The organism is Prosthecobacter sp. (assembly GCF_044373815.1).
Taxonomy (GTDB): Bacteria; Verrucomicrobiota; Verrucomicrobiia; order Verrucomicrobiales; family Verrucomicrobiaceae; genus Prosthecobacter.
On sequence record NZ_JBIPNG010000124.1, the window covers coordinates 1 to 14712 of the forward strand.

At 56.8% G+C, this 14712-nt stretch carries 13 protein-coding genes, 1 tRNA gene and 1 pseudogene; 3 read left to right on the forward strand and 12 right to left on the reverse strand.

Annotated elements, in window-relative coordinates:
* A pseudogene (locus ACIREA_RS12250) lies at positions 1-276 on the forward strand (hypothetical protein); the annotation flags it as partial.
* A gap of 61 nt (positions 277-337) precedes the next feature.
* Here ACIREA_RS12250 and ACIREA_RS12255 read toward each other — a convergent pair.
* Complete coding sequence (locus ACIREA_RS12255; RefSeq protein ID WP_397382559.1) at positions 338-1108, reverse strand: TrmH family RNA methyltransferase; 771 nt, start codon at positions 1106-1108, stop codon at positions 338-340.
* 92 nt (positions 1109-1200) lie between these two features.
* On the opposite strand from ACIREA_RS12255, the gene ACIREA_RS12260 reads away from it, so the two are divergent.
* Positions 1201-1275 (forward strand) — tRNA-Thr (locus tag ACIREA_RS12260).
* Between the two features lie 264 nt (positions 1276-1539).
* Positions 1540-1785: a hypothetical protein gene (locus tag ACIREA_RS12265; RefSeq protein WP_397382560.1), complete on the forward strand. Its 246-nt coding sequence runs from the start codon at positions 1540-1542 to the stop codon at positions 1783-1785.
* Between the two features lie 787 nt (positions 1786-2572).
* On the opposite strand, the gene ACIREA_RS12270 is transcribed toward ACIREA_RS12265, so the two are convergent.
* From ACIREA_RS12270 to ACIREA_RS12320, 11 genes are all read right to left on the reverse strand, one after another.
* On the reverse strand, positions 2573-2788 hold the full coding sequence (locus ACIREA_RS12270) for a family 16 glycoside hydrolase (RefSeq protein WP_397382561.1): 216 nt from the start codon (positions 2786-2788) through the stop codon (positions 2573-2575).
* A gap of 34 nt (positions 2789-2822) precedes the next feature.
* Positions 2823-3329, reverse strand: a complete 507-nt coding sequence (locus tag ACIREA_RS12275; RefSeq protein ID WP_397382562.1) for a DUF1080 domain-containing protein — start codon at positions 3327-3329, stop codon at positions 2823-2825.
* Between the two features lie 72 nt (positions 3330-3401).
* Positions 3402-3533 (reverse strand): hypothetical protein, encoded by a 132-nt coding sequence (locus ACIREA_RS12280; RefSeq protein ID WP_397382563.1) that lies wholly within the window; start codon positions 3531-3533, stop codon positions 3402-3404.
* Between the two features lie 158 nt (positions 3534-3691).
* Positions 3692-4519, reverse strand: a complete 828-nt coding sequence (locus tag ACIREA_RS12285; RefSeq protein WP_397382564.1) for a formylglycine-generating enzyme family protein — start codon at positions 4517-4519, stop codon at positions 3692-3694.
* Positions 4516-5466, reverse strand: a complete 951-nt coding sequence (locus ACIREA_RS12290) for a J domain-containing protein (RefSeq protein ID WP_397382565.1) — start codon at positions 5464-5466, stop codon at positions 4516-4518. Before ACIREA_RS12290 ends, ACIREA_RS12285 begins: the two co-directional genes overlap by 4 nt.
* Before the next feature lie 366 nt (positions 5467-5832).
* The gene (locus ACIREA_RS12295; protein WP_397382566.1) at positions 5833-6642 is read right to left on the reverse strand and encodes a hypothetical protein; all 810 of its coding nucleotides are present in this window, start codon (positions 6640-6642) and stop codon (positions 5833-5835) included.
* A gap of 40 nt (positions 6643-6682) precedes the next feature.
* Positions 6683-8743 carry a BREX system Lon protease-like protein BrxL gene (gene brxL, locus ACIREA_RS12300; RefSeq protein ID WP_397382571.1) on the reverse strand — a complete coding sequence of 687 codons (2061 nt, stop codon included), beginning with the start codon at positions 8741-8743 and terminating at the stop codon, positions 6683-6685.
* A 61-nt stretch (positions 8744-8804) separates the two neighbouring features.
* Positions 8805-11306 (reverse strand): BREX-1 system phosphatase PglZ type A, encoded by a 2502-nt coding sequence (pglZ, locus tag ACIREA_RS12305; RefSeq protein ID WP_397382567.1) that lies wholly within the window; start codon positions 11304-11306, stop codon positions 8805-8807.
* A complete protein-coding gene (locus ACIREA_RS12310) occupies positions 11303-13285 on the reverse strand; it encodes a DUF3732 domain-containing protein (RefSeq protein WP_397382568.1) in 1983 nt (660 codons plus the stop codon). The genes pglZ and ACIREA_RS12310 overlap by 4 nt, the downstream gene beginning before the upstream one ends.
* On the reverse strand, positions 13282-13770 hold the full coding sequence (locus ACIREA_RS12315) for a three component ABC system middle component (RefSeq protein ID WP_397382569.1): 489 nt from the start codon (positions 13768-13770) through the stop codon (positions 13282-13284). Before ACIREA_RS12315 ends, ACIREA_RS12310 begins: the two co-directional genes overlap by 4 nt.
* On the reverse strand, positions 13767-14712 hold a 946-nt coding region (locus ACIREA_RS12320), incomplete at its 5' end, for an ABC-three component system protein (protein ID WP_397382570.1). The genes ACIREA_RS12320 and ACIREA_RS12315, both read right to left, overlap by 4 nt.

Sequence of the window (14712 nt, forward strand, 5' to 3'; positions counted from 1 at the left end):
AACAAGGAAGGTACGATGCCGATCAAGCTCATCGCCAGCATCGAGCACACGCGCAATTTTGTGGATGCGATCAAGAACAAGCAGCGGGCGATTTGTGATATTGAAACGGCGGTGCGTTCGGACACGCTGCCGCAGCTCACGGCGATGGCGTTGAAGGCGAAGCGCAAGCTGCTGTGGGACCCAAAGGCGGAGACATTCACCAATGACGAGGCGGCGAATGCGCTCATGAATGCGCGGCCGTTCCGTGGGGAGTGGAAGCTGCCGGAGATTGGGTGAGGGTAAACCGAACTTCCGAGTTCGGTTTGAGGGGAGAACGAACTTGGAAGTTCGTTCTACGTCACCTCCGCTGCCTGACCGCTTCAAACAAGATCGCGGCTCCGGCGGCGGCGACGTTGAGGGATTCGACGGGGGAATGCAGGGGGATGCGCACGCGGGCGTCACAGGCCTGCATGATCTCGGCGCTCGCGCCACGGCCTTCGTTGCCGAGGATGAGGAGGGTGGGTTGGCGCCAGTCGTAGTCGTAGTGGAGCAGGTCGGCTTCGCCGGTGGCGACGACGGTTTTGAGGCCGCGGCTGCGGCAGGTCTCGATGGTGCCGAGGCCGGAGACATCGGGCAGAATGGGCAGGCGGAAGGCGGAGCCCATGGAGCTGCGCAGGGTTTTGGGCGAGAAGGCATCTGCGGAGCCTGCGAAGGAAAACAGGCCGCTCACGCCTGCGGATTCGGCGGTGCGCACGAGGGTGCCGAGATTGCCGGGGTCCTGGATGCGGTCGAGGCCGAGGATGAGAGGGACTGGGCTGGCAAAGAGATCATCCAGCGCCGGCCACGGGCGCTCTGCGATGACGATGATGCCCTGGGTGGAGGCGGTGTCGCTCAAGGATTCGAGGACGGACTCGGAGAGCTGGAAGACCGGGCAGGAGATGCGATCCAGCAGGGCGAGCTGGGAAGCGGAAGGCGCGGCGGCGGTGAAGCAGGCCTGCAGGGGGAGGCCGGAGGATACGCACTCGGCCACGAGGCGTTCGCCTTCGATGAAGATCAGGTCGCGCTCACGGCCTTCGCGGACTCTGCGGGCGTGTTTGATGCGTTCGTTGGAGGAGCTGGTGATGAGCATGCGGGGGAGGGGACCATCTATCGGCTAATCCTGTTGTAAATCCATTTGCCGAATGAACTCGGGCGATTATTGTCACGGCCCCTCACGAATGTGCCTGCATAGCTCAGTGGTAGAGCAGCGGTTTTGTAAACCGCAGGTCGTCGGTTCGACCCCGACTGCTGGCTCCATCGTGAAAGTGTATAAGTCACTCAACATGAGTCATTTACTGATGTCATAAAACTGACGGGTCAATCGGCTAAAGTTGTGCCAAACTGTCTGGAATTGCATCGAAATGCACAAAAAACCGTTATAAATCCGTTACGGAATGGCAGGGGCCAACCGGCATGTTGAGCGGTTTCGACTTTGATGAGACCTGATCCAGCGGAGGACAGATCCTTGAATTGTCGGTGGTGTTCCGATGTCGTGGCCAAAGAGCCTATTGAATTGCCGCCGTGCCCCAAACGGACAGCGGCAGCGAGACCGAGCTTTATTACGCCATCGCCAAACTCCCTCCCAAGGAAAGGTGTGACCTGATGGCCCTGTTCACGTTCAGGCTTCTGGGCATTCGCTCCTACAACGTAACCCGAAAGTCTGCAGCCAACGCCAACCTTCACCATCTGGCCGACTACCTCTCCAGCACAAAGATGCTCCATGAGTTCCTTTCAAAGGGTCTCCACCGCTACAAGAATCATTCCTGAGCTGGATACAAGTTCAGCGCAGAAGCTCTTTCCAATTGCACTGATGGGGTTGGAGGAGGGACGCAGCCAAGGCCATGAGGCATGCTGCCCGTGAGGAAGAGAAGAGAGAGGTCGGGAAGTATGATCACCTGGTTGGGCTGCTGCCTTAATATGGGTGGAAGTGCATTAACTTCACAGAAGTGCATTAATCTGAGAAAAGTGCATTAACTCTAGTGGATCTGCATTAACTCGTAGGGCCTGAGGGCTATATGAGCTTGAGGAGGTATTGTTGATGGGGGCGGTCGGGATTGAGGGAACACCTTCTCAGGTGACCTCGTCCGCGCCCTCCCCCTCAGCCGCCTTGTCAGAACAAGTGCCATGTTAGTCCTGGATTTACATTGTAATGACACGGAGCCCGCGGTTTCTCGATTGAAGGCTTTGTCGCGGCGTGACCTCTCGTCCGTGCCCTCCCCCTCAGCCGCTTGGTTAACGCAAGGGCCAAGTCGGTGCTAGATTTACATTGTAATGACAAAGTGGACAGGGCGGCTGCTCGCTCGCCGACTTCAGTTCGTGAGCATGAGCCGGGATGCTGGTCATCCTTTGCCGCCGTGCGCTCTCTCCTCCTCGCTAGGGACAATCAGGCATCTTTGATTCTGGTTCCTGAATCTTGTTTTGACTCATTTGTCCGGTCAGGGTTGACCCTGCGCTGGCACAGAATTGCCAAGCCTTCTTTGCCTGAGCGAACTGGGGCTATCCTCGACACCTACAGCCACATGTTTGCAACGCATTCCAACAAGATGGAAGGACGCTATTGCGCAGCATCACCATTTAGCTCTTTGATGCGGATGTTCCGAAATTGCACAAGCGAGGCCCCCCATTCGCCGTCCTTCCGTTCAGGATGCAGCTGCAGGGCCAGCGGTCCTTGGCGTGGAATGCCAGGTAGCTGGGCGTCGTGGATGATCAGCTTTTCGTTGAGCGTGACGGTTAGGCGGTCGCCTTTCATGATAATGTGGAACGTGTCCACTCGCCAATCGGTTTGTCAGCCTTCACCCTGGGTGTTACTCCGGCATGCACCTTGGCGTCAAAGGCTGGATCGGTCCGGTAGCCCCACACCTCGCCAGATCCAACCGGCCAGCCCAGATGTTCACTTGGGACTTGTGCTGGCCACGCAGGAAGACTCCTGAGTCGGTGTTGGGGACTTCTACCGTCATCACGTTGCCTGAATCGTCCTTCTGATAGGAGCCATCTGGCAGAATGATCCGTGCTTTCTGGTTTACGTACGGACTCTCCTTGATGCGCCAGTCCACCCACAGCTCAAAGTCTCTGTATTCCTTTGTGGTCCACAGCTCTCGGTCGCCCTTGGCTTCTCCCTGCGGATTACAGTCAATGACGCTATCTACGACGCTCCAGTCGTGATTATCGGGCTGCTTGGTGGTCCATCCTGTCAGATCCTTGCCGTTGAAGAGCGACACGAAGCCTGGCAAAGCCTCGGTGCCGGGTTCGGAGTAAGCGGTGCTGATGGACAACGCGAGGAGTAAAAAAGCTGTGCGGATCGGGAGATGCATGGGCGATGTTCAAGGGTTCATCCGGGTTGGCAAAGTGAATATCTGGGACGTGATGGAAACCTCAGGTTGTCATCAGTGTTTCAAAGGCATCACCTTCACGCCCATCGCCTCCAGCAGCACCATGCCCATCTGGCGGGTCTTTTCGTCGATGGGTTTGGGCGGAATCAGACCGGCGAATCGTCCTTCAAAGCTGTCGGCGGTCATGTCCTCGGCATCACCCAGATTCCAGAATTTTCCGTTACCGAGACGATTAATGGGCAGCAAATGAGTGATGTTGCCCTGCGGAGATTGACCGGCATCGAAGCCATCCGTCTTCGGCTCATCCCTCGCCTCCTAAACCTGTCTTCATGCCTCCGCTCCGCTTACCTGGATGGAACTAGGGCGGGGCGGAAGCCCAGGAGGGAACTCCGGAAGCCCGGCGCGTACCCGTAGCGGTAGGCGGCACGGCAGAGGGAGGCGTAGCTGCTCCAGGAGCCGCCGCGGATTACGCGGTAGGCACCCGACTCAGGCCCCTTGGGATCCACTCCACCTTGCAACTTGAAATCATGCCAGTCGGCACACCACTCCGACACATTCCCATGCATGTCATGCAGCCCCCAGGCATTCGGCTTCTTTTGGCCTACATCGTGGGTTTTGCTTCCGCTGTTGCCATCATACCATCCAACCTCATCCAAGCTACCGCCGGAATACGGCCCTTTCTCCCCAGCCCGGCAGGCATATTCCCACTGCGCTTCACTCGGCAAGGCATAGCGGTAGCCAGGATGGTCACTTTGTCCAACATTCAACTTGGTGCAAAATTCCTGAGCAGCATCCCAGCTTGCATTCTCCACAGGCAGGTCCTCACTGCCTCCAAATTTGCTTGGATTGCTGCCCATCAGGGCCTGCCACTGGCCCTGCGTCACTGGTGTGCTGGCGAGCCAGAAACCTTGGCTGATCCGCACCTCAACTTGGCCTTCAAGATAATCACCCTCCTTTTCATCATCCGGGCAGCCCATCACAAACTCGCCCGGTGGGCACCAGAGCATCTTAATGCCAAGGCTGTTGGTGAAACTGGCTGGCACCAAGGCGTGCGCCGCATCGGCCTCGGCCAGCAAGCGACCGACCAGCTCCAATTGCTGGTCCATCCGCCGCACCAATCCCTGCGGTGAGCTGAGCTGGAGTTCGAGCTTGGGCCGCTTGGAGTCATTCATGGCTTTGATCCCTCAATGGCATCAGCTAGACGTTTGATTTCCTGATCGAGCTTCGTGGCCTGGCTCTGGAAGTAAGCGTCCCAGTCGGGATGCTGAGACATGACGCGGCAGGCGGCGGACTGCTGCACAGCTGCCAGATCGGCACGGGCTTTTTCCAACGCCGCTCGAACAACCTGAACACGTGCCTGGAGGCTGGCCTTTTGATCTGCCGCTGTCGCCATATCCGACGCGGTGAAGATGCCCGCCTCTGCCTGTGCGGCGATCTGCTGCACACGCACCAAGTCCCCCTTTTCGTAGGATTCGCTCAAGTCACGGAACATAGCCGCGGCGGCGGCTTGATGATCCGGTGGCACGACATCGGGGTGACATTTCTTGGAGGCTTTGCGGAAAAGACGTTTCAACTCCTGCTGCTCATCTTCGGACAGCTCCCACTTCGTGCGGGCATCCTCCTCCTCACGAAAGGCGCTGTCCTGCTGAAAGCTCTCGTAGTCTTGCTGTGCCTGTGCGTAGTCAGCGGCCTTCGCCGGGTCTGCCGAAGCCTCACGCTCGCGCAGCAGCACACGCAGTCGCAGCAGCTTCTCCAGCCGCGCTCCTAGAGTCTGATGATGCGCCGCATGAAAGCGGGCGATCTGATGCGCCAGCTCCACCTGCTCGGCCTCAGCCTCTGCCAAATCGGAGGAGAGCCGTTCCAATTCGGCCTCCAGCAACATGATCTCAGGATCTGTCCAGCGCACCAGCCTGGTGCCTTCGCTAAGCACATTGGTAATGAGCCTGCCGGCCTCCGCATAGCGGTGTGTGCTGAAATAATCGATGATCTGCGCGATGCTGCCAATCTCACGGTGCGCCTGCAGTCTGTCAGCAGCAGATGAGGCCAGTTCGACATCACCAAGATCAAGCAATGCCTTCAATGCTTGTAGGCGTGACGTAAGTTCTGGGGGGAGGGTCATTGGAATTTTTTGATGCACTGAATCACCCGCATGAAATACGGTGTTGCTGGGTCGATAAGGCGCTGAGTAGAGGTCGCTGCTGAATTGGCTGCAAGTTCGTTTTTACCGACATTCCCAGCCTGCCAACGCGGCGGTTTGTGCACCCTTGCAAGTTTGCGGTAGTTGTTGAGGACACGCAGGGCGTCTTATTCCATCTCCTGTCCGGCAAAGAATTTTCGTGGCGGTGTCGGCGAATTTCAGGCCCGACTGAACACCTTTGCCAAGCACATCGGCACCGAGTTCGTAGTTGGTCAGCAGCAGGCGGCGTTTGGGACTGGTGGTGGTGGCGCAGAAACCGAGAAACCAAGTGGGTGTGCATGGCGCTGATCAAGCACAAACTGCATCCACTCCATGCTGACAGCGCCAGCGTTTGGATTTGGTCCTCATATTGGCCTTCTGGTCGGGTTCACTCCAATCCAGTACGGGCAGCGCCCATGCCTCTTGTTTGTATTTTGCAGGCCCTGTGAGAATCATAAGTTCGTCATCACCGCAATGCAGGCGGACCAATGATCCCCATGGAGTCTCTGCCCAATTTGCGAGCGAGCGTAGGCTGGAAATAGGCACCAGCTTGCGACCTCGACGCACCGATTTCAAAGTTTCAAGAGATGCCGCCATGTCGAAGCGGTTGCCGCCCCCGCCGGGCCACTCAACCACCTCCAAAGCGATTCCTCTAGCCCTCGCGCATTTGATCAACAGGCTTGAGACAGTGGAGCGGTGGCAAGCGTAAAAATCACCATCATTGTTCACATTGCCGTTGGGAAATGCGCAGGCACAGAAATAGATCACATGCCTATTCTGCTTTTTCAGTTCAACTGCCCTATCCAGCAAGAGATCGGCAGCCGTTGGATCATGAATGACAATCTTGCGCTTGGAGTGCGGCAGGCGTTTCCTACCATCATCTAGATAATGCTCGTTGCCAAGGGCGTCCATGGTTTCATACCGCGCCGGGCCGACCACCTGCCCGAAAGCCTTTCCACGGAATACCTCAGGACGGGCCGACCTCTTCATGCGAATATCTACAAATACTGGCGGTTTGAATCCGCGCTTTCGCTCAACGGCATCAACGGCTTTGACGAGTTCTGGCGCGGCGTTGCCCCAGCCCCAGTATCCCCACATGTAAATCGTGATCTTCCTCATCTTTTTTGGTATCGAGCCAGGTTTAAATGCGACGGCCGCCTCAGACCTTGAGATAAGTGATTTCTGCCCCGCGTGTTAGGCGTGCTTCCTGCATGGCTTGCGCGAGCGAGAATGGGCCTGTCTCATAACGCTGGAAGATGTCCATGCCACGATCAATGGTGATCTTCCAGCCAGTGTCAGTCGTGATGTTTCGGGCGTGGAAGTTGGGGCTGTGGTCAAACTCCCAACTGAAAGCAACTCGTGAGCCAGTGAATGAGTGGACGAGTTGGTTAAGATTTTCTTCCTGTTTCACGCAGGAATCCATATCTGACTGTGTCTTCAGATGCACGGCGACTTCATCGCCTTCTGGCACCAAATCATGAACCATTTGCAGGAACTCCATGAGATTCCGAGCTTGGAAGAACATCCGGACATACGGGTCGCAAATGGTGATGCTGCGTGCGCCGGTGAGGTGCTTGGCGAACAGACGACGGTAGCTCCAGCCCTTGGTGTTCTCGGGGATCACGACATGTCCAGGCTGCGGTTCATCTGCGACAGCGGTTGTTGGCGTTGCAGGAGACGGCTCAGCCGCAGGAGGAATGTCTTCATGGGCCTCAGGACCTGGCTCACCATTGACGGCTTGCTGAGTTCGCGGCCCAGCAAAGGTTGGATACTGAATTTCTTCAGGGGTCAGCACCGTTACTGGCGCACCTCCACTGAGAGGTCTGTAGATAAAGTCGTGGCGCTTGAAGGTGTCGTCGATGCGCAGGATGTGTTCACGCACACGCCGACGAGATTCCATAGAGAAAGCCAGCAGTTCCTCAGTCTCCACGGGAGTGCATTTGCCATCCGGGAAGAGGATCTTCATCAGCCCGGAGAAAGTCTTTTCAAAGCCGGTCTGATCGCGTGTGGAGACTTCAGAGGTGACCTCAAAGTGCTGTTTGTAAGCCCCTGTGAAATCTTCCGTTCGCAGGTGCTTCAAAACCTCGGCGATAAAATCAACGACAAAGCCATATCCGTTGGTGAAGAGGTCATGCCGGATTGGTGCGACTTCCCAGCCTGGGTTGTAGGCGTGGATGCGGTCGAGGAAGGCGGAGTCGATATACTTGTCAGGCAGCGGCTCGAAGAAATGGGAATGCTTGAGCATGTAGGCCACGGACTTCTTGGTGTTGCCCATGAACACCATCGAAGCTTCGGCTGTGAGCTGCTCGATCCCCCGTGAGAAAGTGCGGTTGGCCATGTAGTTCTTCATGATGTCCACCAGCGCCTTGTCCACCTTCTTGTCCTTGCCGGCGAACTCGTCGAAGCAAACGCAATCCCAATAGCCGACGAGTCCGATCTTGCCGTTGGAATTGCTCACGAAGAGTTTGGGCGCAGTCACTTCCGATCCTGAAATGAGCATCCCGTGCGGCGAAAACTCCGCGTAAATATGGGATTTGCCGGTGCCTTTCGGCCCGAGTTCGAGAAGGTTGTAATTGCGCTCACAATACGGAATGAGGCGAATCAAAGTCAGGAGTTTGGCACGCCGCCCGAACATCTCAGGATTAAAGCCCATGCTCTGCATCAGCACGTCCATCCACTCCTCTGTAGTGAACTGTGCCCGAGCTTTCAAAAACTGCTCATAGTCCACGCTGGCTACCTGAATTGGCTTCAGGGTGTCTATCTGCCATGGACTTGCCTTGGGGTCTTCGGCGACTTCATAGGTCACATCGGTGATACACCAGATGCCACCCACCAGCAGCTTCGGATACCTGCGGACAAAATCGTCAGACACTGGCACTTTCTTGAGGCCCAAGTTGGTGAACTCGGCTTCGTAAAATCCGCCCTTATCGTTCAGTTCAACGGTCAGCTTGTCGATGACCTTGTGCCGCCCCTTTTCCTTGATCGTGGACTTCACCAGTTGCGCCTGGTTTCGATGCACATAGTGCTTGGCCAGGATCTTCTGAACGGATTCCAGGCCCGCCTTGATCACTTCATTGTCATCGGTGGCGCAGTGCTGACCCAGCAGGTATTCCAGCACGTAAGTGGGGACCACCGCGTTCTGTTTCAGCCCTTTTGTCAGGTCTTTACGCACTACCAATCCAGGGAAGTGCTGGAGGATTTTTTGATCCAGCGGGCTCAGTTGACGGGGCTCAGCAACAAATGGCTCCTGCTCTTCACTGGCTGCGGGGTCGGGTGTGGATTCAGAGTTCATCGAAGTCGCTGGTGAAGGGTTTCTGGAGTTTGAGGCTGTGCGTCTTGTAAGTCACGATCTGGTTCGTGCCGGAGACGGTTTCTTCGAGGCGCAGATCCACCTCACGGTTGTTGAATGCATCGGCGGTGGCGGAGAGCACCAAGAGCATGGTCATCTCCCTTTGCCGCGCTTCCGACTCTTTGTAATCGAAGGTGTGTGTCTTGATCTCCGACAGGCTTGTGCCGTCTTTGGCATAAATGCCAATACGAAGAGTGCGGGGCAGCACCTTGCCTTGCGCGGGCCGGTCTTGGAAGAGCGCGATGGAAAGCTGACCCGTGGTGATCTTGGCGGGCACGCGGAGCAGTTCCACCTCCACCCTGCCCGTGTCGTCAGCCCGGGCTTTATGAATCTTGACCACGGGCACCACCACCTCTTGCAGACTGCTGCCGCCGTGGACGTAGCGCATACCAGAGCCTTGAAGCGGAAAGCGCCCGAGCGAGAGGGGAAATGTGGCTGACCAGTCACCACCCAGTCCCAGGGCGGTGCTGTCAAAGATCTTCACCTTGGCGGTCGGTGAGATGTCTCGTCCGAGGGCAAAACGCCGGTTTTTGAACGTCCATTCGCCGGCGGTTGGCAGGGACGTGGCATCGTCTTTAGCCACATCGTCCTGTTGGAAGAGGAAGCCGTGATCCGCCGTGAGCAACATGTTGCTGCCGTTGATGTTCGCCACTTTTTTGATGATCAGATCAAGCTCCGTGAAGGCTTGCTCCACGGCATCGAAAGTTTTCGCCTCCGTGCCAGCCGCATCGCCGGTCTTGTCGATGACGTTGTGGAAGATGTAAATGACCTCGTGATCGCGCATCAGCGCACGGCCCTCGGTCTTCGTGTTCAGTTCCAGGAACTCTTCTGCTTGAATGGCTGTCGCCTTTCCATCACAGGCGAGGCTCAGGATCTCGCGACGATTGGCCGTGCCCGTAGCGCTGCGTCCATCCACGGTCACTGTTGCCGTTATTGCGTCCACGGCAAGTTGCTGACCGGGCAGCAAGGCCGCCATCCCGAGCTGAGTGTAAGATGGCAGGGAGCCAAACATCGCCTCCACCTCAGCGGTCCAGCGATTGGCGGAGCGCAGTCGCTGGGCAAAGTCGGAGGCCGCTTCGTAACGGAGGGCATCGGAGATGATCACGAACACCTTCTGCCCCTTTGTCAGGAATGGCTGCACATAGTGGCTGAAGAAACGCCGCTGGGCGATCACGTCGGAGCACCCCCACGTTTCCGTGCCGCGCACTTGATCACTCCAGCGGTCGGCCAGAGGGAGTAGGAAATTGTTCACATAGGACTTCTCCACCCATTGGGAGATCTGCTCCATCACCTGAATCTGACCGTAGCGGCGCAGGTTCCAGGTGCAGAGGCGATAGGCCATGTCGATCCGCCACCAAGTGGTCACATAACGAATCACACCACTGGTAACGGAATCCATCGTCAACTCGGCCCCGGCCAGCAATTCACGCAACTCCACGGCCTGCTCCACGGCAGCGTAGCCAGGCTCGTGCTGCGGCCACCAAATGGAACCACGCCGTTGCTGCACCACTGCACGGAGGTCCACGGCTGCGGCCCCGTTGGCAAACGACTGGCAGAGCCGGTGCAGAGTAAACTTCTCGAAAATCTCAAACGTGTCGCAATCGCCGAGCGTTTTCCGCTCGTCTAGCCCGCCGAGTGCGGCGGCGATTTGCAGTTCCTTCTCCATTTGGTGTGCCCAGTCGCGAAACCAGATGCTGTGTGTTTGGCTGTCCTTCCACCGTTGCAGGAAGACTTTCGCGTGGGGGTGCAGTGCCGCCTGAGTGTCCAGCGGATTGGCTCCGCGAAACAGTGACACGGCGAAGTCCCGCAGTGAGGGGACTGCCGCCGTGTAGCCAAAGAGGCGCTCCACTTCCTGCCAAAACGGTTCCGCCAAGGCCGCCGCCCCGAGGCACTCGTCCACTCGATCCGTTGCGATTAAATCCGCTTCCGGGTCCGTGCGGAGAAAGCGCAGCAGCATGGCATCTACCTCCACGTCGGTGTCCGCGAGCACCGCCATCATTTTGAGCCGGATCTCCCGGCTCTGGTCGTCCTTGCCTATCATTTCCTTCAGGGCTTGGACGCGCTTCGCGCTGTGGAAATACTTGCCATGCGCTTCCGCGAGATGGAGAAATTCGTGCGGTAGGCCGACTTCCTGGAGCGCCAGCGAGGCCTTGTCCGCCTTGTATTCATAGCCTTGCAGCAGGAGGTCCAGCAGCCAGTTGTCCGCATCCGCCGGGCGGGCTGTGGGCACATAAATCAGGAACATGGCATCGGGGTTCGGATCACGGACGATGCGCACCTTGGTGCCAAACTCATTGCCTGCCACGGTGAGCTTCGTTACGCGGGCCTCCGGATAGGCGTCAAAGGTATCAGCCCACTCGCCAGTGGCATCATACCAAAAGACCAAGCGATGGCGTTGAAACACCTGTTGAAGACTGTCGTGGATTCGTTTCATTTGGCTGTAGGTGGGGGGACGGCTTGAATGGGTTCTGAACCCGCCCAATGCTCCGGAACCAAAGCGGGTGGCTTTGTCCACGGATCTTCCACAAGCGATGTCTGAAACCAGTCGTCGCGCAGGTTTGCGTGCTCAGTGACGATAATCTGGAAACCTGGACACTCCTCAGCAGCAAAGCGATGAAGCATCCCGAAGAGCTTCCGCACCTTCTCAAGGTCGGAATCCCTTTCCGTTTCTTCCACTGAGCCAGTGGCAGCCTCGTAAACTTGCTCAGATGGGAAATAAACCTGCGTAGGTTGGTCGATGAACAGGAAGGACGGCATCGGCTTCTTGTTATTGAAAGTGAACTGATGCAACGCCAACATTGCGCCGAGGTGGTAGGCCAAATGATTGGCGCCACCGCCCGTCTTGTTCATCGGGACCGGTCTTTCAGGTCTGTCCGCAACGACCGTCAGATGGCTGAGGTCGAGTCTGAATGGAAACTCTGAGAAGTCGGCTTCGAGTTCCTGAACGTAGCGACTAATTCGATTCGAGATGATGTTGAGGATCGATACCAGACGCTCCTCGCTGTCGTCTGCACCGGAGTCGCGTTCGAGCTGAGCAACCAGCTTTTGCAATTCATCTACTCGCGCTTTGAATGCCGCCAGGTCATCGTCTGGGCGATACGTTTCGAGGAAGAGGCTGATGCGTCCGACTATTCTCGCGGCGGCAGCGTTACGGCTGCCCATTTCTGCAATCGCCGCATTCGCAGCTATTGCCGCTGCCAGTTCCTCTTCTTTGCTTCGCAGCCTCTGATTCAGGTCTCCTATTTGTTGTTCGACCTTTTGAGTGAATTCCACCAAGTGTGGCCGCTCTCCCACGACGGCCTCCAATTCTTGATTGAGTGACTGAAGCTCGCTAATCAGAGACGCAGCAATGGGCGTTTCGAGTCCAAGGTTTTCAGGTGCGAACGGCCATTGCCATGCTCCTGATTCCGGGTGCGTCGGCAGAGCATGAATGGATTCAAGGCGACTTTTTTGCTCCTCTGCTTCGCTTGTGAACCCGTCCTCTTTCTCAGCGAACATTTGAGTGGCTCGGAGCGTCTCATTTGCCGTCACTCTCTCCCTTCGGATGGCTGCGATGTTGTCTTCCAATTCAGCAATACGGCGTGTGTCTTCGTCGGGAATGCGAGCGGGCTTCCAAGTGGTGATCCCGGACAATGTAGCCAATGCTGCGGCGGTTGTTTCAGGAGCCGGACTGCGGGCGAGAATTCCCACCTGTTGCGCCTCGGTCAACAGACCCAAAGCCCGGACATTAAGCTGCTCGCTGAACTCTGTAGCCTCCGTGAGTTGTTTCTGGGTGAGCTTTAGATCGCGCTTGGCAGCGCGAAGTTTGAAATCGAGTTCCAATCGATCATCCGGCGCAACTCCAAGAAGGATCGGCAAGGTGTCCCTGATGGCCTGCGGCATGAACTGTTCGTTCTGCCGGTAGAACAACTGATCCTTATTGGCGATCAGACCCTGCTTTTGGAAAAGGTAGAAGTAGGTATGCTTGATCGTCGCGGCGAATGAATCCCGACTTTGCTCTTGAGAAACCTGCGTTCGATTTGCGGGGATTCCGAGGAGGCCAGAAAGCAGTGAAACCACCGTTTCGTCGTCCGCGTTTTGACGGAGCTCGGCGAACGGAGGCGGTTCGACGGTTGCTCCCCTTCTTATCATAGCCCTGGAGCAGCTTGCCGCATTGCCTGCCGGGGCTGGCTTGGCGATTAAGACCTGTTCGCCCGGAAATTGGTAGATGACAGCATACCACGCCACCTTATCCCGGATAGGACCTTCCGGGATATTAAAGTCACTCTGCCCCATGCAATACTCCACGATGTCTGAGAGCGCCGACTTTCCTGTGGAAGAGCGTCCGGTGACAATGTTTAGCCCGGCAACCTTGAAGGAAATGCGCCGCGATTCTCCTCCGTGGCTATAGATGATGATGTCTCGGATGTTCATGGTCGGATTCCTAGCGTCGTGTAAATGGTCGTCCTGTCATTGATCAACGCCAGCTTTCTCCCCAGAGAGCGAGCGACGGTTTGGCAGTCCTTGCTATCTTGCGAGCCTGCGATTGTTCTCCTCACCGTGTTGCTCCGGATCGCGACGCATCCAGCGTCATCCACGTCGATGACTCCACACGCCATCAGGTAGCCAAACGCTTCCATGGTGTATGGCACGAGGCTGCGTGCGCGTTTGGCCAAATCCACCCGGATTTCAGGATGCTCCTGCAGAATCGTCGTGAAGTAAGCGCGATTCGCTTCCTTGATTTGCTCTCTGGTCCGCTTGTGAAGACACAGCGGCAGGATCAACAGCGTCAGCGAAAAGGGCATGGGGCGGCTGACCTGTTCGGTGAATCCCTCGACCCCACGTGCCAAGACAAGCCCGCAGAACGCGGGATTGAAGAGGTTGCGGATTTCGCGAGGCCGCTGATGCCAGAGTTTCATGAATCCCTCCCACGTAGAATTTTCTCAACCCGCTTCTCAAAACGCGGATGCCAATGCACTCGCGGCTCTTCATCATTTGCCAGCATGTGGTAGCTTCCCATGGTGACAAATGTGGCGCTGACCTGCGGACGAATGCGAAGGTTGGAATGGTCGCTTGTTGTGAGCCTATTGAGCAGTTCTCTGCCAGTCTTTTGCAGAAGTTCCTCTGGAGCGTCGTCTTTCAATTCCTCGAATACGATCTCTCGAAGCCGATCCCATTCATCGACGAGGCGGTCATCGTAAGTTTCCAACTCTCCGGAAAGATCGGCCATCTCGCGCAGCCAGGAGTTGCGCTGCTGAAAAGCGCGGTAGTAGTCGAGGATTGCCCGTCTGATCCGTTCCGACTTCAAACCGATCGCTCTCAATTGCCTCACGAAGTAACGGTCGTCGGTTTCGGGCGACACGCCCTCCTTCGGCTCGGCATCATGGAAGTCGATGGGAAGGTTGTCTTCGCGAAACTCCTCCGCGATGGCGGCCAGCTTCTCCGAGACCTCAAGCCCTCGCATTGGCTCAACCCGTTTGTTGGTCAGAAGATCAATGCAGGCGTTGTTCCACCAGCCTTCGAGACGCTCATATACGGGCACCCGGAACTGCTCGCGAATCGGCCGGAAGCGCTCGTTCATGATCAGCCTCGGGAGGGCTTGAATTCGCTCCTGAGAATCAAAAATCGTGATGCGGCGGAAAAAGTCCGCCCACTTGTCTTCGGGAAGCTTTGCGAGGAGGTCCTTGGTCTTTTTGATCAGTTTGGAATCCGATCCCGCCAGGACTTTGCGAACCCGGTTCGGCAACGCATCGTCCTTTTCCTTATTGGGGAGGAACACCTCCAGGAAGGAACCGATAACCACCATTCCCGTGGTAAACAGAAAGAACGAAACTGGATCCGTGGAGATGTCGTTCTTGAGG